Raw genomic sequence first — 23,042 nt, 5'->3', positions numbered from 1 at the left:
TGAGTGTGGAGACGTTGACATGAGCGAACAAGCAGCGCTATTTGAACCACAATTCTTAAAACAATTGGATCGTTTGGCGCTGCTGACGCGCCGCAATATTGCAGGCCAGATGCAAGGCGAACGTCGCTCGCCACGGCGTGGCTCGTCGGTTGAATACGCCGACTTCAAGCCCTACACGCCCGGCGATGACTTTCGCCAAATCGACTGGAATTTATATGCCCGCTTGGAGAAGTTCTTCCTCAAGCTGTTTGTGGCCGAAGAAGAAATTACGCTCCACCTGTTGATCGACACCAGCGCTTCGATGGATTGGGGCGAGCCAAATAAGCTGCGTTATGCTGCTCAAGCAGCAGGAGCCTTGGGCTATATCGCCTTAGCTAGCCTTGATCGCGCCCAAGTGACCAGTTTTGGTGGCGGCAACGAGCAACGGATTCCTGCTGGGCGCGGGCGGGCAGGCGTGCCACCGTTATTCAATTTGCTAAACAAGTTGCAAGGCAACGGCAACACCAGTTTGTTGCAAGCCAGCCGTCGCTATGTGCAAACCGCGCGGGTTGCGGGGCCGCTCCTGTTGTGTAGCGATTTGCTCACGCCCGATTGGGAAGAAGCCTTGCGCACGCTTGGCCGCCGCCCATTTGAGATAACTGTGCTGCATGTGCTTTCACCAGATGAGCTTAACCCACCATTCGAGGGCGATTTAAAATTGCTCGATGCTGAAGGTGGCGAAGCGCTCGATATTAGCGCCGATCTCGATCTATTGCAACGCTATGTTGAACGTTTGCAAGCATGGCGCGAAGAAGTTGAGCATTTTTGCACAACTCGCGGCATCAACTATATTTTTGTTGATACCAGCCTGCCCTTGGAAACATTGCTGGTTTCAGTGCTACGTGAGCGCCAAATTGTGCGCTAAATCAATTCAATTTTTGTATTGAAAGTAGATTATGGAACCAATTATATTAAATTATCAGCTTGATTTCACCGATTATCAAGCGGCAAACTTAGCAATGTTCAAGCATAGCCCGCGCTATCAGCAAGCACTGAATTTAAATCGCTATTATGAATTATTACTGTATGTTTTGGGTGCTGCATCAATTGCTTTTTTTATTGCTGCACTAATTCAGGTCGATCATTTGATTGTTTGGCTGATTGTGCTTGGGTTAATACTCTTGAGTAGCTGGATTGTTTATAGCCATCGTGATATGCGTGAATTCACCTTAGAATATTTGAAAAAGAATTATCGCAATGAGCAAGCAAGTTTTGAACTACCAACAACCTTTATGAGTGATTCAATGCATATTAAAGAAACTAATCCTTGTTTTATTAGTGATTTTAAATGGAATTTCATTCAGACAGTTCTGAATGAAACAGAGCATATTCTTTTGATTAGCCATAACAATCGCGTAGTGGTTATTCCCAAGCGAGCCTTTAAATCGCCAGCCGATCAGCAGATGGCGTTGCAACAATTTGCGCAATATCATGCTGATGCGCAGCTAGCAGAGTGAGTAGATAGTATGGGATTCATTGCACCATTAATGTTTATCGCCGGCGGTACGGTTTTGGCTGGCATTGTGGCCATGTACATTTTACGTCTGCGCCGCGAAGAACGCACGGTTTCTTCAACCTTTTTGTGGAATCAATTGGTTCGCGATGTTGAGGCCAACGCGCCGTGGCAACGCCTACGCCACAATTGGTTGCTCTGGCTGCAATTGCTGATTGCCTTGCTTTTGGCGTTTGCAATCGCGCGACCGTTTCGCGAAACCGTTGGGGTTAGTGGGCAAAATCTCATTGTAATTATCGATCGCTCTGCTTCGATGGGCGCAACCGATGTTGAGGCCAATCGGCTTGAAGCTGCCAAAAACGAGGCGATTCGCTTGGTCGATCAGCTGCCTGATGGCGCACGGGCCACGATTATGGCCATCGGCGGCGAACTTGATGTGCCTGCTGCCGCCACCACCGACCGCCGCGAAATTCGCGACGCAATCGAAGGCATCGAATTGCGCTTGGGCGGTGGCTCGGATATGTCGCAAGCCTTGAGTTTGGCTGGAGCCTTGGCCGCCCGCGAAGAAGAATCAGAAGTAGCAATTTTGACCGATGGTCAAGTGACCGTGCCAATGAGCGCCACGTTGCCGGCCAAAATTCGCTATTTTCCAGTTGGCAGCAGCAACAACAACCAAGCAATCGCTGCCATCGCCTTGAACGAGCTAGCGCCTGGCACGCTCACTTTTTTTGCTCGGGTCACCAATCAAGGCCAAGAACGGGTTACGCGCCGTTTGTTGGTCACCCTTGATGGTACTTTGTTCAATGCCTACGACTTGGAAATTCTGCCCGGCCAAGATCAAACCGTCAATATCGATGTGCCGTCAACTGCCAGCACTGTCGAGGCGCGGCTTGATGGCAGCGATAGCTTGCCCAGCGATGATGTGGCCTGGGCGATTCGGCCTTCAAGCGATGCAATTCCGGTGCGCTTTGTTACGCCGGGCAATCGCTTTTTGGCCACGGCCTTGGGTTTGATGCCACGGGTGCAAGTTTCAGCCTATCTGACTGAAACGGCAACCTTTACCGACACCGCCTTGTTGACGATTCTTGATGCCAGCATGCCAGAGCCACTGCCACCAGGCAACTTGCTGTTTATCGCGCCCTATCGCTCAACCGAATATTTTTCGGTCACTGGTAGCTTGGATCGGCCTGTGCCTCGCCCAGCACCAACCGATGATCCGTTATTGCGCAACGTCGAACTTGGCGAAGTCAACATCTTGAAATCGGCGCGAATTGAAAACGCACCTTGGGCGCATACGGTCATCGATAGCGCCGCAGGCCCCTTGCTGATTGCTGGCGAAGTTGATGGGCGGCGGATTGCGGTGCTTGGCTTTGACACCCACGATTCCGATTTGCCGTTGAATATTTCGTTTCCCTTGTTGATTGCCAATTTGGTTGGTTATTTAGCTCCTGGCACTGGTGGCGATTCAGCGATTCTGCCGCCCGACCAAGAATTGGCCTTTGCAGTAACCAACGATATTAGCGGCGTGCGGCTGATTCAGCCTGATGGCGAAACCCACGAAGCAGCACCAAATAACGGCTTGATTAGCTTCGATGGCAGCCTCATGAACCAAGCAGGCATTTATAGCGTCGAATTACTGAAAGATGGCGTAGTTACGCGCAGCCAACGTTATGTCGTGAACGCATATCGCGAAAGCGAAGCCAAAATTACGCCAGTGCAGGTGCTTGATGTAGCCCAAATTGGCGGTGGTCAAGTTGGCTCAAGCGAAACCACCCAAGCCAAAGCTGGCCGCGAAGAATGGTGGCGTTGGTTGGCCTTGGCAGCATTAATTTTCGTCTTGATTGAATGGGTCTTTGCCCAACGCAGCGCCTTGACACGGCTCAAACTCTGGTGGAATGCCCGCCGCAGCGCAGCCTAAGAGGAGCGAGTATGGCCCAGATTAAAGTGTATGGCTTGGCGAGTAGCCTCAACCCAATCAAGGCGGCCTTAGCCGAAACCATTCATGGCTGTCTAGTTGAACATTTTCAATTACCAGCCAACAAGCGCTTTCAACGCTTTTTTCCAATGGCAGCTGACGATTGGTTGATGCCAGCTGATCGTTCAAGCAACTATCTGATTATTGAAATTAGCTGTTTTGCTGGGCGTAGCATTGCCGCCAAAAAAGCTTTAATCCAAGGTTTATTTGCCCAAATTGCCCAGCTGTATGGGATTCAAGCGCAGGATGTAGAAATTACGCTGAGCGAAACGCCAGCCCACAACTGGGGCATTCGCGGCGTTACTGGCGACGAGCTACAACTGCCGTATCCAGTTGAAATCTAATTGAACCGCAACATTCAACCGCCCAGCGTTTTTGCTAGGCAGGCTGTTCATGGAGAGGCTCCCGATGCCGTTGGCATTTGGCCTTGCTAGGGTGAAGTTATGCTATCGTTTGTCCGACCAGAATATCTATGGTTTTTGCTGGCGCTGCCGTTTGTGTGGCTCTTAGGCTGGTTCAACAGCCGTGGCCGCAGCGGGCAACGCCGCTGGTGGGCGCTTGGCTTGCGCACCCTGTTGCTGGTGTGTTTGATCGGCAGCCTTGCTGGAACCCAAGTGCGCCAACCAGTTCAAAACTTGACCACAGTGTTTTTGCTCGATAGCTCCGATTCGATCGCTCCTAGCCAACGCTCCACCAACGAGCAGTTTATTGCCCAAGCACTCCAAAGCATGCAAGAGGGCGATAAAGCAGCGGTCGTGGTCTTTGGCGAGAACGCTTTGGTCGAACGCGTACCATCGGATATTCAGCGCTTAGGCACGATTCAATCGGTGCCAATCGCTGCGCGTACCGACATTAGCGAGGCGCTGCAGCTTGGCTTGGCGCTGTTTCCCGCCGATACCCAAAAACGGCTTGTGTTGCTCTCCGATGGTGGAGAGAACAGTGGCCGCGCCTTGGAGATGGTTCCGCTCGCGCAACGCCGCAATGTGCCAATCGATATTGTGCCAACTGGCATCGAGCAAGGCAACCCTGAAGTGGCGATTAGCGCTTTTCGCGCACCCTCAGCAGCCCGCACTGGCCAAGAGATTCAATTGATCGCAACGATTGAAAGCAATACCGCGCAATCGGCCCAATTGCGTTGGCGTGCCGATGAGCAAATTGTGTTCGAAGAAGCGATTAGCTTGCCAGTTGGCACGAGCAGCTTCACCACCACCTTAGTCGTCAATGATCAAGGCTTTCATCGCTATAGCGCCCAAGTTGTGCCAACCAGCGATACTCGCGCCCAAAATAATGTGGCGGCTTCGCTGGTGCAAATTGGCGGCCCGCCCAAAGTATTGCTGGTTGAAGGCGAAGTTGGCGATGCTAGCGCCTTGCGGCCAGCGCTCGAAGCAGCCAATTTAGTACCCGTCGTCGTTCCGGCAACTGGCTTGCCGACCGATTTGGCCGCCCTCAGCGATTACGAAGCGATTTTATTACTGAATGTGCCTTCACGCGATATTGATCAAGATACCCAAAAATTGCTGCGCTCGTATGTTGGCGATCTTGGGCGCGGCTTGGCCATGATCGGCGGTCGCCAAAGTTTTGGGGTTGGCGGCTACACCGCTACGCCAATCGAAGAAGCCCTGCCAGTCAGCATGGACGTGCGCAATCGCCAGCAACGCCCAGACATTGCCTTGGTGTTTATCATCGACAAATCGGGCAGTATGGATGCTTGTCACTGTAACGGTGGCGACATGTCAGCCCGCGCTGGTGGCGGCACACGCAAGATCGACATTGCCAAAGAAGCAGTGGCCCAAGCAGCATCGGTATTGGGTAAAGACGATAAATTAGGCGTTGTAACTTTCGATGATGCAGCCCACTGGACGATTGAACTCAACAAAGTGCCCAGCCAAGATGATGTTGTGGCAGCGTTATCGCCGGTATCGCCCAATGGCCAAACCAACGTGGTCAGCGGCATGAACGCAGCCTACGAGCAATTGCGCCAAAGCGATGCCAAAATCAAACATGCGATTTTATTGACCGATGGCTGGGGCCATGCCACCGACATTGGCAACATTGCCGAAAATATGAATAAAGACGGCATCACGCTTTCGGTTGTGGCTGCTGGCAATGGCTCGGATAACGCCTTGCAACGCTATGCAGAGCTTGGCGGCGGACGCTATTATCCAGCCCGCGCCATGGAAGAAGTGCCCCAAATCTTCTTGCAAGAAACGATTCAAGCAGTTGGCACCTATATTGTCGAGGAGCAATTTACCCCAGCCTATGCTGGCGATAGCCCAGTGTTGGCCGATTTGCAAGAGGGCTTGCCAAGCTTGTTGGGCTACAATGGCACAGTTGAAAAAGACAATGCCCAAGTGATTTTGACCGCTTCTGATGGCTCGCCAGTGCTTGCGCAATGGCAATATGGGCTAGGCCGGAGCATCGCTTGGACGAGCGATCTCAAGGGCAAGTGGGCCAGCAATTGGGTGACGTGGGATCAATTTCCGCGCTTCACTGCTCAATTGGTTGGCTGGCTTTTGCCGCGCATCAGCAACGATAGCGTCAGCGGCGAAGCTTCATTGATTGGCAGCGATGTGCAAATTGATATTGTAGCCAATGATGAGCAGGGCGCTCCCCAAACTGCAATGAACGTCAATGCGCGTATGGTTGGGCCAACGGGCGAGGCGATCGATGCAACCTTGGTCGAAGTTGGGCCGGGCCAATATCGGGCACGGGTTGCTAGCCCCATTGCAGGCACCTATTTGATTCAGGTTGTTGGCAATGATGCCAATGGCAAGCCAGCTTTTGCCCGCACCTTAGGCTTGATTGTGCCCTACTCGCCTGAATATCGCCAAGGCCAAGCCAACCCGGAATTGCTGAGCACATTGGCCAAAGCCACTGCTGGCCGTAGTTTGAGCCAACCAGTGCAAGCCTTTGATCATACGCTCGATGCGGTACGCCGCGCTACGCCAATTGATTTGGGTTTGTTGTTTGCAGCGCTGGTTTTGCTGCTGCTTGATATTGCAGCCCGACGACTTAATTTGCGGCGCAAAGATTTTACGGCCTTGCAAACAGCCCGCAAAGAGCGCCAAACTGCTGCTGCAGCCCCAACGGCCACGATGAGCAGCTTGCAAGGAGCCAAGGGCCGGGCGCGCCAACAAATGTTCAGCGATAAGAGCGAGCGCGAAGTCAAGCCCAAGGATAATCCGCCGACCGCGCCATTAGCAAGCAAACCAGAAAATTCCACCAAGGCCATTGACGAAGCAGAAGATCCAATCGAACGCCTGCGGGCCGCCAAAAATCGCGCCCGTCGGCAGTAAGCGAGGGAGCAGGGGCTATAGGCTATGGGTTATAGGCTTTTGGAACCAGTGTCATACCACCACATGTTCCGATAGCCAATAGTCCATGGCCATATCTTCTCTGCGCCTCTGCATTAAATCTGATCTACGAAGGGCTGAAACCGCGAAGAACACAAAGAACGAGAAGGCTGTTTTTAGCTATAAATTGCACCAATTGATCACCCGATAGTCTACAGCCAATAGCCTATAGCCATGAGTTTTTAGTCACAGATTGCACAGATGTTGAGGATTATTAATTCCGATAGCCCATAGCCCATAGCCAAAAGACACCATTCCTCTGCGCCTCTGCGTTAAATCCTGACCCCTGATTGCTGGCCCCTGACCCCTATTTTGATTTTTGACTTGAGCATTTCATCCCTCATCCCTCATCCCTCATCCCTCATCCCTCATCCCTCATCCTTCATAATTTCTATATTCTATGTTCTATGCTCTATGTTCTTAACTAAATATGTTGGTTGTTCAGATTCGATTGCAAAGCCACAAGCCTGATAAAAGGTAGTAGCAGCAGGATTATCGGCCAGCACCCAGACTGCGCTAATTGCATGTTCAGCCATCCATGCTTCCATGGTTTGCAACAGAGCTTGACCAACGCCTTTACGTCGCCATTGATGATGTACGCCAATCTCGTAGAGCAAGACTTCGCTGCCTTCGCCTGAGCGTAGCGGCACGACCACACAATATAAAAAGCCAGTAATTGCTGCGGCCTCGCGTGCCACCCAATACAACACCGCTGGATTAGCCAAAAACTGGCGGCCTGCTTGCTCATCAAGCGCAATTAATGGCTCATCGACATCAGGCTCCAGCCCAAATAAAGCATCTTCAAGCGCCAGCTGTTGAATAATCGCCTCGTCGCCAACTCCAAGCCGATCGATAGTTATCGCCATAATCCATTCCTTTCTTGGTATGTATGCAGGTTAAACAGCATGTTCAAGCCTCGCTAGCGTTCAGGATTTTTAACAAAGTGCAATGGGCCGCTAACCCTGAAGCGTGAATGAACATCAATAAAGTAGTAGCCACTACTATCCGGCTCCCAGGCATTAATACATCGCTCAGTGGTACTAAACGAGGATCTCGCAACGACTTCACCTAAGGGAGGATCTGCGTTAATTGCTCGATAAATCGAACCAAAACCAGCAACATACTGTTGATCTGGCGATTTTAAATAGACTTCGCCATCACCAGGAATTGCAAGCGATGCCCACCAATAATCAGCCTGCTCCCAACCAAGCGTTTTGGTTTTAGAAACAACTCCTGTGGTCAAATTAACCATCCAGTGTGGTTCTACGAAGAACGCATCTTGGGTTGGGTCATTAATCCAACCCAGAATTTCACCATAACCTTCTGCATCAGGAGCAGCAGGATACGCAATTTCATCACCTGTCTTCAGGTTATAAATTTTCTGATCCCATTTGTTTAGCATCGTCGTCGCTAGAACAAAGGTACGCGTTGCTGAAATACTGCACTCATCCATAGGTTCATCAATAACAATCGGTGCAATCATCATATCTTTGAGCGTACGTTGCCCATACAACAGCTTAAATAAGCCGATTAACGCGAAACAGCTAGCAATAATGCCCAATATTGCCCATAACATTACTCGAAACCAATACGTCATGATGAAACTCCTCTCTACTGGTTAAATATTGCGATTAATTAGCGCTTGACTCTGCCACTGTGCTAGGGTGTAGCATCAACAGCAGAGTTACACAAGGATGGTTGCGATGTTCAAAATTGGTGAATTTTCTCGTTTGGCCCAAGTTTCGGTGCGCATGCTGCGCCATTACGACAAATTGGGTCTGCTCATTCCAAGCCAAATCGATCAGTGGACGGGCTATCGCTATTACACGGTTGAACAATTGCCACGGCTGCATCGAATTGTTGCGCTCAATGGCTTGGGCCTCAGTCTACAACACATTAGCGAATTATTGAACCATGATGATCTTTCGGCTGATCAATTGCGCGGTATGTTGCGCCTCCAAGAAGCCCGTTTAACCACTGAATTGGCCAAAAAACAAGCCCAATTGGCCGAAGTCAGCGCCCGCTTAGCCCAAATCGACCATGAGCAGCAGCCATGGCCCTATGCAATGATGCTCAAATCGACCGCTGCCCAGCCAATAGCCAGCATGCAAGCGGTTGTGCCAAGCATCGATCAAATGGGCTACTACTGCCATCAGCTGTATACAACGCTCTACCAAGAATTGCATGCGCAGCGCATCCCAATCCTTGAGCAAGAAATTACCACTTACCACAATCAGGAGTTTGCCGAAACCAATGTGCCAATTGAGGTAGCGGTGACATTGGCCGATACCAAACTGCCTCAACTCAACGATAGCAATATCACATTCCAAACCCTGCCCAGCCTCGAACGAGCGGCAACGCTGGCTTTTGAAGGCAGTTTTCGCGAAATTCACGCCGCTGTTTTGGCGCTGCTTGGCTGGGTGGCCTTGCACAACTATCAGATTATTGGGCCGCTGCGTGAGTTTCATCGCTCTGGGCCAGCCCACGATCCACAGGGCAGCATTCGCGAGCCAGCAATTATCGAACTGCAATTACCAATCGCCCAACCAACTTAAACCTGAAAGGAATGACTATGATCGCCAGCAACAGCTACGCATCCATCAACCAAACCGAGCGCAGCGTAACCAGCACGTATCGCTGGGCAGCAGGCCTGCTCTTTGGCCAATTTTTGATCTTTATGCTGACATTTTTGGTGCTTGGCAGCGCCATCGATTGGCCAGCCAGCCTCGATAACCCTGCCGCCCAAGCCTTGCCATTAATTCTGCAGGAACGCTCGGCAGTTGCCTTGGGCTACACAGCCTACTTTCTCTCGGCGACCATGCTGATTCCAATTGCCTTGTTGCTTTGGCATATCTTGGGCAGTGAAAGCGGCTTGCTGCGGGTAAGCGCCGGCTTTGGCATCTTGGCAGGCTTTGCCAAATTGCTTGGCATTGGGCGTTGGCTCTTGCTAATGCCCAGTTTGGCCGAACAATATAGTGCCACCAGCGATCCCAATCTGCGCGCGAGCATCGAGTTGTTGTATACCAGTTTCAATAACTACGCTGGCGGCATTGGCGAACAAATTGGCGTAGCTTTTTTTGCTGGTTTGTGGACAGCAGGCGTATCGTTGAGCATTCTTCGGCAACGCCAATTGCCGCGCTGGTTTGGCTATAGTGGGCTGGTAGTTGCCAGCAGCGTGCTCATTCCGCTGATCGAGGTCTACAATCTCAGCGCTGGGCCAATGTTGATGATCAGCAACAGTTTGTGGCAAATTTGGTTGATTACGCTTGGTGGCTTGCTGTTGCGCTATCAACCAAAGGTTGAAGTTTGATCTAGGGGTCAGGGGTCAGCTAGGGGTCAGGGATCAGGGTCTAGGGATCGGGAATTGATCCACCAAGAGCACAAAGGACACGAAGGATCGGAACCACGAAGCGCGCGAAGATCACGAAGGATTAGAACTGCGAAGCTATGTTTTTTGGCCACAGATTGGCACAGATTAGCGCAGATTTATTTTTCCATAGCCCAAAGCCTAATCCCCAATCCCTCTGTTCTAGGCTCTTTTGACTTTTGACTTCTGACTTTTGATTGTATGCTCTATAGCCCAAAGCCTAACCCCTGAACCCTCGCCCCTTCATCCCTCATCCCTCATCCTTCATCCTTATCAACGCTCTGCGCCTCTGCGTTGAATGATTGATCCACGAAGCGCATGAAGGACAGAAACCGCGAAGATCGTTTTTAGCCACGAATTCCACGAATTCCACGAATAATGTTCCGCTAGCCAAAAGCCCATAGCCATGAATTTTTAGCCACAGATTGGCACAGATTTTTAGGATTATTAATTCCGATAGCCCATAGCCCATAGCCTCAATTGTTTCGCCACGAATTGCACGAAAAATATTTTTAGCCCAACTTCTTGTGCTGGGGCTGTTGGCTATCGGGCAAGAAGGGGCGACCGATCGCCCGCTCCTGCCCCCCAGCTTCTGACTTTTGATTTTTGACTTTGGCATTTCATCCCTCATCCCTCATCCTTCATCCCTCATCCTTCATCACTGCCCCTCGTTCATTCTTTGCTATTTACCAATGACAATGGTATCTTTTGAAGCGATATTGGCAACTTTATGAATTGGAACTAGGCCATGCATTTTGCTGAACTTGCCAGCGTGCACTATAAAACTCCGACGCTCTTAACGATTGGAAAGTTTGATGGTGTTCATCAAGCCCATCAACACATTCTGCGCCGCTTGGTTGAACGCGCCAGCCAGCTTGATTGCCATAGTGCGGTGCTGACGTTTGATCCGCATCCCGATGAGGTTTTGCGGCCCGAGCGTGAAATTCGCTATTTGACCACCATCAACGAGCGCGCAGCATTAATGCAAGATCTCGGCATCGATCTTTTGGCCGTTCTGCCGTTTAATCAGGCCACCTCGCAACTCAGCCCCAAGGATTTTTTACAACTGTTGTTGAATCATATTCCTGTGCGCGAATTATGGGTTGGGCCAGATTTTAAGCTTGGCCATCGTGGCGCTGGCACAATGCCCGTGTTGCAGAATTTAGGGCAAGAGCTGGGTTTTACGATTGAGCCAATTCCCTATTGGACACTTGATGATGAAATTGTTAGCTCGACCGCAATTCGCACATGTTTAGCCGCTGGCGATGTGCGAACCGCCAATCACTACCTTGGGCGACCTTTTAGCTTACAAGGCACGGTTGTGCCAGGCGACCAGCGCGGGCGCAAAATTGGCTTTCCCACAGCCAATGTGCAAATTGCCAGCAACCACATGTTGCCCGCCGATGGTGTATACGTCTGCAAGGTGCAATTGCTTGATGATCGGCGCAGTTTTGGCGCGGTGACCAACATTGGAGTTCGGCCAACCTTTGGTGTGCTTGGGCGCGCGGTCGAAGCCCATCTTTTTGATTTCAACGAAGATATTTATGGCCGCTCATTGCGAATCAGCTTTTTGCAGCATATTCGCGGCGAACAAAAATTTGCTGGCATCGAACAACTAGTAGCCCAAATTGGCCGCGACGCGCAATTTGCCCGTGAATGGCTCGAACAGCACTAACTGAGCAACCCCTTTTTGCAGCATTCAAAACATATGTGCGAATTTCTAAAAAAAGGGGTTGACTTCTCTCGGGCGCAAGAGTATAATGCCCGCAAGTTTAAACCTCGTATTGTCTCTTGACACCTCTCGACCTTGGTGCTATAATCTCCTTTTGCAAAAATAGCTTTTCGTAGTGTTTGGACGAGGCTTTCGATCCACGCCAAGAATGTATATCAATACCACGCCATTGGGCGTATTTTTCGTTGCGCTGCCGCCAAAAGCAGTCAAACTCGCAGCCGGACAACCACAAGTCGCCTTTTTGACTACGGGTGTTTGGATGTGAGCATTTTGTGCTTTTGCGGGGCTAGGGAGCGAAGCTGATGCCGCAAGTTCAGTCAACTGTTATCCTGCCACCGCTGATCACGTCCAGTATCTTCCGCGATGACCAAGGTCGTGCGATGATCGCATCACGTCGGAGTTTTGCTCGCATTACCGATGCGATTGAATTACCGAAGTTGATCGAAACCCAGATCGATTCGTTTCGCTGGTTTCAACGTGAAGGGCTTCGTGAGTTGTTCGATGAAATTAATCCCATCGACGACTTCACGGGCAAAAACCTAGAGCTTTCGTTTAGCGATTATGAGTTCGGCGAACCTCGCTATAACGAATTTGAGTGCCGTGAACGCGATATGACCTACGCCGCGCCACTCCGTGTCCGCGTGCGTTTGAAGGTCAAAACGACTGGCGAAATCAAGGAAAGCGATATTTTCCTTGGTGACTTCCCACTGATGACCAATAATGGGACGTTTGTGATCAACGGCGCAGAACGGGTTGTTGTGTCGCAGTTGATTCGTTCGCCTGGCGTGTATTTCAAGGAAGAAAAAGAGCCAACCAGCGGTCGTTCGCTCCATAGCGCCAAGTTGATCCCCAATCGTGGTGCTTGGCTGGAGTTCGAAACCAATAAGCGCGATGTGCTTTCCGTCAAGGTCGACCGCAAACGCAAGTTGCCGGTCACAATCTTGATCCGCGCTGTGCTGGGCTTGTTCGGCGAGAAACCACTCGATCAATGTGGCCTCAACGAAGATGTCATGGCCTTATTCGCCAATGTCGATGTTAACCGCGACCACCAATATATCGCTTCAACCTTGGATAAAGATCCATCAACCAATGCCAAAGAAGCGATTATGGAATTGTACAAGCGCTTGCGCCCAGGTGACCCAGCAACGGTCGATAACGCTCGCTCGTTATTGGAAACGTTGCTGTTCAACTCGCGCCGCTACGACTTGGGCAAAGTCGGTCGCTATAAATTAAATCGCAATCTCTGGGAAAAAAGCCGCCTTTTCGAAGGCCAAGAAATTCCCAGCCTGAGCATGCGCGTCCTCAGCAAAGCCGATTTGTTCAAAATCGTCGAGCGCTTGATCGATCTCAATAATGGGATTGGCAACCCAGACGATATTGACCACCTTGGCAACCGCCGCGTGCGCACCGTCGGCGAATTGATTCAAACCCAATTCCGCGTCGGTTTGTTGCGCATGGAACGGGTCATCAAAGAACGCATGTCGTTGCAAGAACCAGAAGCAGCAACGCCCAACGGCTTGATCAATATCCGGCCTGTGGTCGCTGCGATGCGCGAGTTCTTCGGCGGTTCGCAACTTTCCCAGTTCATGGATCAAACCAATCCATTGGCTGAGTTGACCCACAAACGCCGGCTTTCAGCGCTTGGGCCTGGTGGTCTGAGTCGCGATCGCGCTGGCTTCGAAGTTCGCGACGTTCACCACTCGCACTATGGCCGGATCTGCCCAGTCGAAACGCCTGAAGGTCCAAACATCGGTCTGATCGGCACGATGTCGACGTTTGCCCGCGTCAACGAAATGGGCTTCCTCGAAACGCCATATCGCCGCGTGTATCGTGAAGTCGATAACACGCCACTCTGGCTTGAACGCGGCATCACGACTCGCGATGTGCGCCACCTCAGCACTGGCGAGTTGATCGCCCGCGCTGGCGCTCGCGTCGATGAGGAATTAGCTAAGATCATTGCCATTGGCGTGCTGAATGGCCAATTGCTGCGCGAAGATATTGTCAACCCAGCTACCGGCGATTTGATCGCTGAAACTGGCACGGAAATTGATCGTGCTTTGGCAACCAAAATTGCCGATTTGCCCTTGCGCGCAATCAAAATTCACCCAGTTGTCACCAATGAAACCGACTACTTGCCAGCAGACGAAGAAGATAAGTTCATCATTGCGCAAGCAAATGCCTTGCTCGATAATCTCTATCGCTTTATCGACCCAACGGTTTCATGCCGCCACGCTGAAGATTTCGTCCAAGCACCAATCGCCTCGGTCGATTATATGGACGTTTCGCCCAAGCAGGTGGTCAGCGTTTCAACCGCGTTGATTCCGTTCTTGGAACACGACGACGCAAACCGCGCTTTGATGGGTTCGAACATGCAGCGCCAAGCTGTGCCATTGTTGCGCCCAGACGCGCCAATTATCGGCACTGGTATGGAACACAAAGCCGCCCGCGACTCCGGTCAGGTGGTTGTGGCCCGCGCCGATGCTGTGGTGCTTTCATCGAATAGCGAACGCATTTTGGTGCGCGAAAACGATGGCACCGAACGAACCTATCCATTGCTCAAGTTCTTGCGCTCGAACCAAGATACCTGTATCAACCAACGCCCAAGCGTTTTTATTGGCGATAAAATTCGGGCTGGCGAGGTTATCGCCGATAGTTCTTCAACCCAAAATGGCGAGCTTGCGCTTGGCCAAAACATTCTCGTGGCCTATATGCCTTGGGAAGGTGGGAACTTCGAAGACGCTATTTTGGTGAGCGAACGCTTGGTACGCGAAGATATTTTCACTTCGATTCACATTGAAAAATATGAAGTCGAAGCCCGCGATACCAAACTTGGCCCCGAAGAAATTACCCGCGATATTCCAAACGTCGGCCAAGATAGCCTTAAAAACTTGGACGAACGCGGGATTATCTACGTTGGTGCTGATGTACAGCCAAATGATATTTTGGTTGGCAAAATCACACCGAAGGGCGAAACCGACCTGACCGCTGAAGAACGGCTCTTGCGGGCAATCTTCGGCGAAAAGGCTCGCGAAGTCAAAGATAGCAGCTTGCGCGTACCAAACGGGGTCAAAGGTAAAGTCATTGATGTCAAGGTCTTTACCCGCGATGAAACGACTGAAATGCCAGTCGGGGTCAACCAAACCGTGCGCGTTATGCTCTGCCAAAAACGCAAAATCAGCCCAGGCGATAAGATGGCCGGTCGCCACGGCAACAAAGGCGTGGTCAGCCGCGTGCTGCCAATTGAAGATATGCCATTCTTACCAGATGGCACACCTGTCGATATCGTCTTGAATCCGTTGGCTGTGCCAAGCCGGATGAACATCGGCCAGATTTTGGAAACCCACTTGGGTTGGGCAGCTTCACGCTTGGGCTTCCGCATTGCAACGCCAGTCTTCGACGGCGCACGCGATGAGGATATTGTCAAAGCATTGGCAGAATCAGGCTTGCCATCCGATGCCAAGATCGATCTCTACGATGGTCGCACCGGCGAGAAATTCGATAATCCGGTGACCGTCGGCTACAAATATATGCTCAAGTTGGCGCACTTGGTGGAAGATAAGATCCACGCTCGCTCAACTGGCCCCTACAGCTTGGTGACCCAACAGCCACTCGGCGGTAAGGCGCAGTTCGGCGGTCAGCGCTTTGGTGAAATGGAAGTTTGGGCGCTCGAAGCTTATGGCGCTGCTTACATTCTCCAAGAAATGCTCACGGTCAAGTCCGACGACGTGGTTGGTCGGGTCAAAACGTATGAAGCGATCGTCAAAGGCGATCCGATCAACGAAGCCGGCGTGCCAGAATCGTTCAAGGTCTTGATCAAAGAGTTGCAATCGCTTGGTCTGTCGGTCGATGTGTTGACCGCTGATGAACGCCCGGTTGAGCTAACCGATAGCGAAGCCGATGACTTAATCTCACTCGACGGCATCAACCTGTCGGGGATGGAAAAAGGCGAACTCTAAACTTCGGTTGCGATCCATTGCTCTCGCGGTAGTTCCCAATGACGTGAACTACCGCCTCGCCATCGCACGGTGCTACCATGGCTCGACCTGCCGCTAGCAATCCTTTCTTTCGCACATGGTCACCAACCATGGCCTATGTTCTAGGCTATTGGTGGGCCGATGGAATGATGAGGATCAAAACAAATACTGGTGCTCATGAAATTAGGATGGCCAGTAATGATCTTGATCACTTAGAACAACTTGCTAATTCGATCGGTACTAAATATCATTTACGCAAAGTTAGTCAAAATAGTGAAACTTTCACTGTTGAATTTTGCAGTAAGGAAATGTATATCGATTTATTAGCATTAGGTGGTACTCCTCGCAAATCACGCACAATTGGGATGCCCGATGTGCCAGATGAATATCTTAGTGATTTTGTTCGTGGAGTAATTGATGGCGACGGTACTGTTGGATGGAATGGAGATCGACCAATCGTGCATCTCTATTCGGGATCAACCTTATTTTTAGGTGGATTTACTCAACGCATCGAATCATTGACTGGAATTCCAGCACCGAATTTAATTGCTAATCGCAATAATTATTATATCAAGTGGAGCACAATTCGTGCTAGGTGTTTAGCAATGTGGCTGTATCGTAACAATAATGGCCTAATGCTAGCACGAAAAGCTGCTATCGCGCAGCAATTTGAGCAATGGCAACCAAAGAAGTCGCCTGAGCGGGGAACAATTACCGAGAAGATGCGCTTGCATTTTGCAAACTATCTTCCTTAACCGAGGAGCGTTCAAGCATGCTCGAAATTAATGAATTCAATGCAATTCGTATCAGTCTCGCTTCACCAGAAGACATCCTGGGCTGGTCACACGGTGAAGTAACAAAACCAGAGACGATTAATTATAGAACCCTTCGTCCTGAACGTGATGGCTTGTTCTGTGAAAAAATCTTCGGGCCTACGCGCGATTGGGAGTGTTATTGTGGCAAGTACAAACGTGTGCGTTATAAGGGCATTGTGTGCGATAAATGTGGCGTAGAAGTCACGCGATCCAAAGTGCGACGCGATCGCATGGGTCATATCAAACTTGCATCGCCTGTATCGCATATTTGGTTTGTCAAAGGTACACCATCGCGGTTGGGTTTACTTTTAGATATTTCGCCACGTAACCTTGAGCGGGTGCTTTATTTTGCCTCGTATATTATCACTGATGTCGATGATCTGGCATTGGGCAATGTACGTGAGCAAATGAAGACCGACTTTGGCGTGCGGCGCAAAGATCTGGAAGAAAAAATCCTTGAACAACGTGGCGAAAAGGCAACCCGTTTAAGCAAAGACCTTGCGGCGATGGATAATGCCATGGAAGGCACGTTGGAACGCACGCATGAACAATTTGCGCGTCAACGTCAAGAAATCGAAGACGAAGCCAACGCATTGCGCGAACACCTCGAAGAACTGATCGGCATCGACGCATTAGCCGATGAAGATATTGTCTATCGGGGTACGGTGCTGCTCGAAGAAAACGAGCCTGTGCGTGAGCGCAGCTTGGAACAACTCGAACAGTTGATCGATCAAGAGCGCGAAAAGCTTGAACAACGCCGCGAATACGAAATCGAAAACGTGCGTTTGTTGGCAGACGGCGAGCGGGATCAACGCCAATCGGTGGCTGATGCTGAACAAGAGCGTTTGACCACGGCCTTGATCAAGCAGCTTGAAGATCTCAACAAAGAAGAAAAAGACAAACTTGATCGCTTGGATGATATTCAGTTGCACCGGATTATTTCGGAAAACGAATATCGGATTCTGCGTGATTTAGCGCCCTACACCTTCAAGGCCGATATGGGTGCTGGCGCGGTGCGCGACATCGTGTCGATGGTTGACCTCGACGAATTGTCGAATCAAACCCAAGCCGAAGTCCAAAGCTCATCGGGCCAACGCCGCAAGAAAGCCACCAAACGGCTGCGCGTGGTTGAAGCATTCCGCAAGAGCGGCAATCGTCCTGAATGGATGATTATGACCGTGTTGCCAGTGATTCCACCAGATTTGCGCCCGATGGTGCAGCTTGATGGTGGTCGATTTGCGACCTCCGACTTGAACGACCTGTATCGACGGGTGATCAACCGCAACAACCGGCTCAAGCGCTTGATGGAGCTGAACGCACCTGAAATCATCGTGCGCAACGAAAAACGGATGTTGCAAGAAGCAGTTGATGCCTTGATCGATAACGGTCGCCGTGGCCGCCCAGTCAGCGGCAAGGGCAAGCATCGCCTGAAGAGCTTGAGCGATATGCTCAAGGGCAAGCAAGGTCGCTTCCGCCAAAACCTTTTGGGTAAGCGGGTCGACTACTCTGGCCGTTCGGTGATTGTGGTTGGGCCAACCCTGCAATTGCACCAATGTGGTTTGCCCAAGAAAATGGCCTTGGAATTGTTCAAGCCATTCGTCATGCGCCGCTTGGTCGATAAAGGCTTTGCCCACAACATCAAATCAGCCAAGCGCTTCGTCGAGCGGGTTCGGCCTGAAGTGTGGGATGTGCTCGAAGAAGTCATCAAAGACTACTTGGTATTGCTCAACCGTGCGCCTTCGCTGCACCGTTTGTCAATTCAAGCCTTTGAAGCCAAGCTGATCGAAGGCTCGGCGATTCAATTACACCCCTTGGTATGTGCCGCATTCAACGCCGACTTTGACGGCGACCAAATGGCTGTGCACGTGCCATTGTCGCGCAAGGCCCAAGAAGAAGCACGTCGTCGCATGATCTCGACCTACAACCTGTTGTCACCTGCAACTGGCGATCCAATTATTACGCCATCGCAAGACATCGTGTTGGGTTGTTTCTATCTGACCCAAGTTCGGCCTGGAGCCAAGGGTGGCGGCAAGCGCTTTGGTTCGATTGACGAAGCCTTGTTGGCCTACACCAACGGCATCGTGCATATTCAAGCGCCAGTTTGGATTGTGATCGAAGATTACATTCTGCCAGGCAGCGATTTGCGCGATAAAGAATTGCCATCGTTGGATGGTGTGACCCCACGGGTCTTGATTGAGACCAGCGTTGGGCGGATCATCTTCAACAATGCGTTGCGCTACCAAGGCGAGCCAAAAGCTGGCGAAAACGGCTATCACTCACCATTGCACTATCGCAACTTCTTGGTTGGCAAATCGGGCTTGAAAGCCTTGATCGCCGACTGTTACCGCTTCCACTCACAAAGCGAGAACATCATTGCTGACGTGTATCAAGAATTAATTGAACGCTTTGGCCCTGAGACCTCGGAAGAATCGTTGTTGCGCTTCTATGCCTCAGAACGAACGGCGCGCTTAGCCGACCGGATCAAGGCATTGGGCTTCAAGCACGCAACCTTGGGCGGGATGACCTTCTCGGCTTCGGACGTAGAAGTTCCCGATACCAAAGATGCAATTGTGCAAGAAACCTACAAGAAGGTGCAAGACATCGAAAAGATGCAGCGCCGTGGGCTAATCACCGACGACGAACGCTATCGCGAAGTGGTTTCGGCATGGCTCGATGCAACCAACCAGATCAAGGTTGAAGTTCAACGCTCGTTGAACCCATTCGGGCCGGTCTCGATGATGTCAACTTCTGGGGCGCGTGGTAACGTCGAGCAAATTCGCCAGATGGCTGGGATGCGGGGCTTGACCACCGACCCAACCGGACGGATTATCGAATTGCCGATTACCGCCAACTTCCGCGAAGGTTTGAGCGTTATCGAATACTTCATCTCGACTCACGGTGGCCGGAAAGGTTTGGCTGATACTGCATTGCGGACAGCAGACGCTGGCTATTTGACCCGCCGTTTGGTTGACGTTGCCCAAGATGTGATTGTAACAATCGAAGATTGTGGCACCACCGAAGGCATGTGGATTCGCGTCAGCCGCGATATTTTGGCCTCGGTCGAAGATCGCATCATTGGTCGCGTGACGGTGGCTCCGGTCACCAATCCGGTGACTGGCGAGATTATTTTCGATACCGATAGCGAAATCTTAGAAGATGATGGCAAGCATATCGCCAACGTCCTGAAATCGCTCGACAAAGAGGCCCAAGCTGAATTCGGCATCTATGTTCGTTCAGTCTTGACCTGTAACGCCGATTATGGCATTTGTCGCAAGTGCTATGGCCGTAACCTTGCCACTGGCAAGATGGTCGAAATTGGCGAAGCTGTTGGGATTATCGCAGCTCAATCAATCGGTGAGCCAGGGACGCAGCTGACGTTGCGGACGTTCCACACCGGTGGTGTTGCAACCGATACCGACATCACCCAAGGTTTGCCACGGGTGCAAGAAATCTTCGAAGCGCGGATTCCCAAGGGTAAAGCCGTGCTGGCGCAAATTGCTGGCCGCGTCCAGATTGTGCGCGAAGAAGAAGGCATTCGGCGCTTGCGCATTGTCTCTGAGGAAGTTTATACCGACGAGCAAATGTTGCCCAAAGACTATCGCGTGGTCGTCAAAAATGGCGATGCGGTGGAAATTGGCAACCTCTTGGCCGAAAGCAATGTTGACGGCGACAGCCGCCCACCATTGGTCGCAGGCTTGGCAGGCAATGTCTATGTCGACGATGATCGCTTGGTAATTCAAGCCAAAGACATCGAAGAACACGAAGAAGTTATTGCTCACGCCGCTCGTTTGCGGGTCAAAGATGGCGATTTGGTCCAAGTTGGCCAGCAAATGACCGAAGGCTCGTCGGACCCACAAGAAATGCTGCAACTGCGTGGTCGCGAAGCAGTGCAAGAATACCTGACCAACGAAGCCCAAAAGGTCTATCGTTCGCAAGGTGTGGGGATCAACGATAAACACATTGAAGTGATTGTGCGCCAAATGTTGCGGCGGGTACGCATCGAGGAGCCAGGCGATACTGAACTGTTGCCAGGCGAATTGGTCGAACTGCACGAACTTAATCGCATCAATGCTTCGATTGTGAGCCAAGGTGGCGATCCAGCGTTGGCAGTGCCAGTGCTGTTGGGGATTACCAAGGCCTCGTTGTCGACCGACTCATTCTTGTCGGCGGCCTCGTTCCAAGAAACCACGCGCGTATTGACCGAAGCTGCCGTCAACGGCAAAATCGACTACCTGCGTGGCTTGAAGGAAAACGTGGTTATCGGCAAGCTCATCCCAGCAGGCACGGGTATGGAGCAGCGCCGCAAATTGGCCGAAGAAGCCGCCTTGCGGGTTGCCCAAATCACCAGCGCTCCAGCCGATCGCGAAACGCCAGCAGCAACGCCAGCGCCAGCAATCGCCAGCGAACCCAAGCCAGTGCCACCACGCTCATTCGACGAAGCCTTAACTGCTGTCACCAACATTGATAGCGGCAAGGGGCCGAAGGATGACTTGTTTGCTCAAGCGATGGCCCGCTTGCAAGCAGAAGAAGGTCGCAAACCAACCTTGAACGAACTGCTTGGCACCGACGAAGACGACGAAAACGTCTAAATCGTAGCCAACTAGCCAAAACAAACCCCCGTTGGAGCTATTCCAACGGGGGTTTTGCGTACAATAATTTTTATCAAGCCATTAGATTTAGCGAACTGGTTCGACGATGACGGCGCTGCCATAGGCCAGCACTTCGGTTACGCCAGCGCTAATTTCGGTCGCATCGTAGCGCATAGCAATAATCGCGTTTGCACCCAATTCGGCGGCATGCAATGACATAATTTCAAACGCTTCGAGCCGTGCTTGCTCGCAGAGCTTCGACCAAATGGTAATGTTACCGCCGACTAAAGTTTGCAGTGAAGCGCCAATCGTGCCAAAGACTGAACGCGAGCGCACCACAATGCCCCGCACAATCCCCCGATTTTGCACAACCCGAAAGCCTGGCAAATCGAAGGTAGCCGAGATCATCCATGGCGGCACGATTTGAACGGTTGGTTGTTGTTGGAATTGTGGTGGTTGGGGTGATTGAGGTTGCATACTTACTCCTGCACAATCAGGTCGACCGCAGCATTAAGATTCGCTACCAGCATAGCATGGGCTGGCAAATCGTGTTGATGCTGTGCGCCATAGCCGGTTTGCACCATAATGGCAGGCACGCCCAAATTAATGCCTGCTTGCACATCGAGCAGTTTATCGCCAATCATCCACGAACGGCTGAGATCGATCGCAAATTCGGCTTGGGCTTGCTCGAACATGCCCAAATTGGGCTTGCGACAGGCACATTCGCCAGTAACCTCGGGATGATGCGGGCAGTAATACCAGCCATCGATATGCGCATTAAATGGCTGAAGCAGTTCGCTAATCCGCCGATGCACCGCCTGCATATCCTCAGCGCTATAGTAGCCACGAGCAATGCCCGATTGATTCGTCACCACTAAAACCAAAAAACCAGCCTGATTCAAGCGGGCAATTGCTTGTCCAACCGTTTGCTCAAGTTGCACCAGTTCTGGCTGATGCAAATAATTAACTTCAACATTAATCGTGCCATCACGATCAATAAATACAGCTGCTTGGCTCATCATTAAATCTCACCTAAAAAACTTAATTAAAAAACGCAGCGATCATTCAATCGCTGCGTCGTTGCGTCGATCAAGCCAGTTATTTGGCAAACAAGGCTTGCTCGGTCAGGTCGCATAATAAATGGCCAACGACCATCGAAATTTCTTGCACCAGATACGGCAATTTGAAGGGCACAACCAAGGCATGGTCGCACAATGGCAGAATCTTGCCGCCATCGCCACCAAGCAAAGCCAAAACCGGGTTGCCCAACTCACGGGCCACTTCGGCAGCCTTGATTACGTTAACCGAGTTGCCGCTGGTGGTCAAACAAACCAGCACATCACCTGGGTTCATATGGGCTTGGACTTGGCGCGAAAAGACTTGATCGTAGCCATAGTCGTTGCCGACGGCGGTTAAGGTTGAGGTATCGGTGTGCAAAGCCAAGGCCGGAATCGGGCGACGGTCGATCAAATAGCGCCCGACAAACTCGGCGGCAAGATGTTGGGCATCAGCGGCACTGCCACCATTGCCACAAAAAATAGCCTTATGGCCTTGTTGATAGCATTCAATCAACACATTGGCCATGGCATTAATCGTTGCTGATTGTTCGGCCAAGACCTGCTCAGCCATCGCAATATGTTCACGAAAACTTTTTTCAATATAGGCGCTGTAATCAGCCACGGCTGCGACTCCTTTGATTTTAAAGCTCAAATACGCCAAGCATACCACAAAACCTTGCCCAGCGC

General features: G+C 51.2%; 16 protein-coding genes. 11 read left to right on the top strand and 5 right to left on the bottom strand.

Going from position 1 to position 23,042, the window contains the following annotated elements; translation table 11 throughout:
* The first annotated feature begins 19 nt into the window (after positions 1 to 19).
* From C5S61_RS26445 to C5S61_RS26425, 5 genes are all read left to right on the top strand, one after another.
* On the top strand, positions 20 to 904 hold the full coding sequence (locus tag C5S61_RS26445; RefSeq protein ID WP_110520567.1) for a DUF58 domain-containing protein: 885 nt from the start codon (positions 20 to 22) through the stop codon (positions 902 to 904).
* A gap of 31 nt (positions 905 to 935) precedes the next feature.
* Positions 936 to 1,496, top strand: a complete 561-nt coding sequence (locus tag C5S61_RS26440) for a YcxB family protein (protein ID WP_110520565.1) — start codon at positions 936 to 938, stop codon at positions 1,494 to 1,496.
* Positions 1,497 to 1,505: 9 nt separating this feature from the next.
* A complete protein-coding gene (locus C5S61_RS26435) occupies positions 1,506 to 3,410 on the top strand; it encodes a VWA domain-containing protein (RefSeq protein ID WP_110520563.1) in 1,905 nt (634 codons plus the stop codon).
* Positions 3,411 to 3,421: 11 nt separating this feature from the next.
* Positions 3,422 to 3,811: a tautomerase family protein gene (locus C5S61_RS26430; protein ID WP_110520561.1), complete on the top strand. Its 390-nt coding sequence runs from the start codon at positions 3,422 to 3,424 to the stop codon at positions 3,809 to 3,811.
* Positions 3,812 to 3,910: 99 nt separating this feature from the next.
* The gene (locus tag C5S61_RS26425; RefSeq protein ID WP_110520559.1) at positions 3,911 to 6,763 is read left to right on the top strand and encodes a VWA domain-containing protein; all 2,853 of its coding nucleotides are present in this window, start codon (positions 3,911 to 3,913) and stop codon (positions 6,761 to 6,763) included.
* A 455-nt stretch (positions 6,764 to 7,218) separates the two neighbouring features.
* On the opposite strand, the gene C5S61_RS26420 is transcribed toward C5S61_RS26425, so the two are convergent.
* Positions 7,219 to 7,686, bottom strand: coding sequence for a GNAT family N-acetyltransferase (locus C5S61_RS26420; protein WP_110520557.1), 468 nt, complete (start codon positions 7,684 to 7,686; stop codon positions 7,219 to 7,221).
* A 53-nt stretch (positions 7,687 to 7,739) separates the two neighbouring features.
* Complete coding sequence (locus tag C5S61_RS26415; protein WP_110520555.1) at positions 7,740 to 8,417, bottom strand: hypothetical protein; 678 nt, start codon at positions 8,415 to 8,417, stop codon at positions 7,740 to 7,742.
* Positions 8,418 to 8,523: 106 nt separating this feature from the next.
* On the opposite strand from C5S61_RS26415, the gene C5S61_RS26410 reads away from it, so the two are divergent.
* The 6 genes from C5S61_RS26410 to rpoC all read left to right on the top strand — a co-directional run bounded on the left by C5S61_RS26410 (position 8,524) and on the right by rpoC (position 21,297).
* Positions 8,524 to 9,375, top strand: coding sequence for a MerR family transcriptional regulator (locus tag C5S61_RS26410; protein ID WP_164689799.1), 852 nt, complete (start codon positions 8,524 to 8,526; stop codon positions 9,373 to 9,375).
* Between the two features lie 17 nt (positions 9,376 to 9,392).
* Entirely contained in the window at positions 9,393 to 10,130 is a 738-nt protein-coding gene (locus C5S61_RS26405) for a DUF4386 domain-containing protein (protein ID WP_164689798.1), read from the top strand.
* Positions 10,131 to 10,935: 805 nt separating this feature from the next.
* A complete protein-coding gene (locus C5S61_RS26395; RefSeq protein ID WP_110520547.1) occupies positions 10,936 to 11,862 on the top strand; it encodes a bifunctional riboflavin kinase/FAD synthetase in 927 nt (308 codons plus the stop codon).
* Positions 11,863 to 12,221: 359 nt separating this feature from the next.
* On the top strand, positions 12,222 to 15,875 hold the full coding sequence (rpoB, locus tag C5S61_RS26390) for a DNA-directed RNA polymerase subunit beta (protein ID WP_110520545.1): 3,654 nt from the start codon (positions 12,222 to 12,224) through the stop codon (positions 15,873 to 15,875).
* A gap of 77 nt (positions 15,876 to 15,952) precedes the next feature.
* Positions 15,953 to 16,648 carry a hypothetical protein gene (locus tag C5S61_RS26385; RefSeq protein ID WP_110520543.1) on the top strand — a complete coding sequence of 232 codons (696 nt, stop codon included), beginning with the start codon at positions 15,953 to 15,955 and terminating at the stop codon, positions 16,646 to 16,648.
* Positions 16,649 to 16,665: 17 nt separating this feature from the next.
* On the top strand, positions 16,666 to 21,297 hold the full coding sequence (gene rpoC, locus C5S61_RS26380; RefSeq protein WP_110520541.1) for a DNA-directed RNA polymerase subunit beta': 4,632 nt from the start codon (positions 16,666 to 16,668) through the stop codon (positions 21,295 to 21,297).
* Positions 21,298 to 21,384: 87 nt separating this feature from the next.
* Here the strand turns inward: rpoC and C5S61_RS26375 are convergent, their stop codons facing one another.
* From C5S61_RS26375 to C5S61_RS26365, 3 genes are all read right to left on the bottom strand, one after another.
* Positions 21,385 to 21,774: a YbjQ family protein gene (locus C5S61_RS26375; protein WP_205701485.1), complete on the bottom strand. Its 390-nt coding sequence runs from the start codon at positions 21,772 to 21,774 to the stop codon at positions 21,385 to 21,387.
* A gap of 2 nt (positions 21,775 to 21,776) precedes the next feature.
* Positions 21,777 to 22,319 carry a D-glycero-beta-D-manno-heptose 1,7-bisphosphate 7-phosphatase gene (gene gmhB, locus C5S61_RS26370; RefSeq protein ID WP_110520539.1) on the bottom strand — a complete coding sequence of 181 codons (543 nt, stop codon included), beginning with the start codon at positions 22,317 to 22,319 and terminating at the stop codon, positions 21,777 to 21,779.
* A 76-nt stretch (positions 22,320 to 22,395) separates the two neighbouring features.
* A complete protein-coding gene (locus C5S61_RS26365; RefSeq protein ID WP_439109064.1) occupies positions 22,396 to 22,926 on the bottom strand; it encodes a D-sedoheptulose-7-phosphate isomerase in 531 nt (176 codons plus the stop codon).
* Between the last annotated feature and the right edge of the window lie 116 nt (positions 22,927 to 23,042).

Source organism: Herpetosiphon llansteffanensis (genome assembly GCF_003205875.1).
GTDB lineage: Bacteria > Chloroflexota > Chloroflexia > Chloroflexales > Herpetosiphonaceae > Herpetosiphon > Herpetosiphon llansteffanensis.
This window is presented reverse-complemented; position numbering and strand designations above follow the sequence as displayed.

Excerpts from the sequence above, each read along its gene's own strand:
- C5S61_RS26445 (WP_110520567.1), top strand. The coding sequence starts at position 20 with ATGAGCGAACAAGCAGCGCTATTTGAACCACAATTCTTAAAACAATTG.
- C5S61_RS26440 (WP_110520565.1), top strand. The coding sequence starts at position 936 with ATGGAACCAATTATATTAAATTATCAGCTTGATTTCACCGATTATCAA.
- C5S61_RS26435 (WP_110520563.1), top strand. The coding sequence starts at position 1,506 with ATGGGATTCATTGCACCATTAATGTTTATCGCCGGCGGTACGGTTTTG.
- C5S61_RS26430 (WP_110520561.1), top strand. The coding sequence starts at position 3,422 with ATGGCCCAGATTAAAGTGTATGGCTTGGCGAGTAGCCTCAACCCAATC.
- C5S61_RS26425 (WP_110520559.1), top strand. The coding sequence starts at position 3,911 with ATGCTATCGTTTGTCCGACCAGAATATCTATGGTTTTTGCTGGCGCTG.
- C5S61_RS26420 (WP_110520557.1), bottom strand. The coding sequence starts at position 7,686 with ATGGCGATAACTATCGATCGGCTTGGAGTTGGCGACGAGGCGATTATT.
- C5S61_RS26415 (WP_110520555.1), bottom strand. The coding sequence starts at position 8,417 with ATGACGTATTGGTTTCGAGTAATGTTATGGGCAATATTGGGCATTATT.
- C5S61_RS26410 (WP_164689799.1), top strand. The coding sequence starts at position 8,524 with ATGTTCAAAATTGGTGAATTTTCTCGTTTGGCCCAAGTTTCGGTGCGC.
- C5S61_RS26405 (WP_164689798.1), top strand. The coding sequence starts at position 9,393 with ATGATCGCCAGCAACAGCTACGCATCCATCAACCAAACCGAGCGCAGC.
- C5S61_RS26395 (WP_110520547.1), top strand. The coding sequence starts at position 10,936 with ATGCATTTTGCTGAACTTGCCAGCGTGCACTATAAAACTCCGACGCTC.
- rpoB (WP_110520545.1), top strand. The coding sequence starts at position 12,222 with ATGCCGCAAGTTCAGTCAACTGTTATCCTGCCACCGCTGATCACGTCC.
- C5S61_RS26385 (WP_110520543.1), top strand. The coding sequence starts at position 15,953 with ATGGCTCGACCTGCCGCTAGCAATCCTTTCTTTCGCACATGGTCACCA.
- rpoC (WP_110520541.1), top strand. The coding sequence starts at position 16,666 with ATGCTCGAAATTAATGAATTCAATGCAATTCGTATCAGTCTCGCTTCA.
- C5S61_RS26375 (WP_205701485.1), bottom strand. The coding sequence starts at position 21,774 with ATGCAACCTCAATCACCCCAACCACCACAATTCCAACAACAACCAACC.
- gmhB (WP_110520539.1), bottom strand. The coding sequence starts at position 22,319 with ATGATGAGCCAAGCAGCTGTATTTATTGATCGTGATGGCACGATTAAT.
- C5S61_RS26365 (WP_439109064.1), bottom strand. The coding sequence starts at position 22,926 with ATGGCTGAGCAGGTCTTGGCCGAACAATCAGCAACGATTAATGCCATG.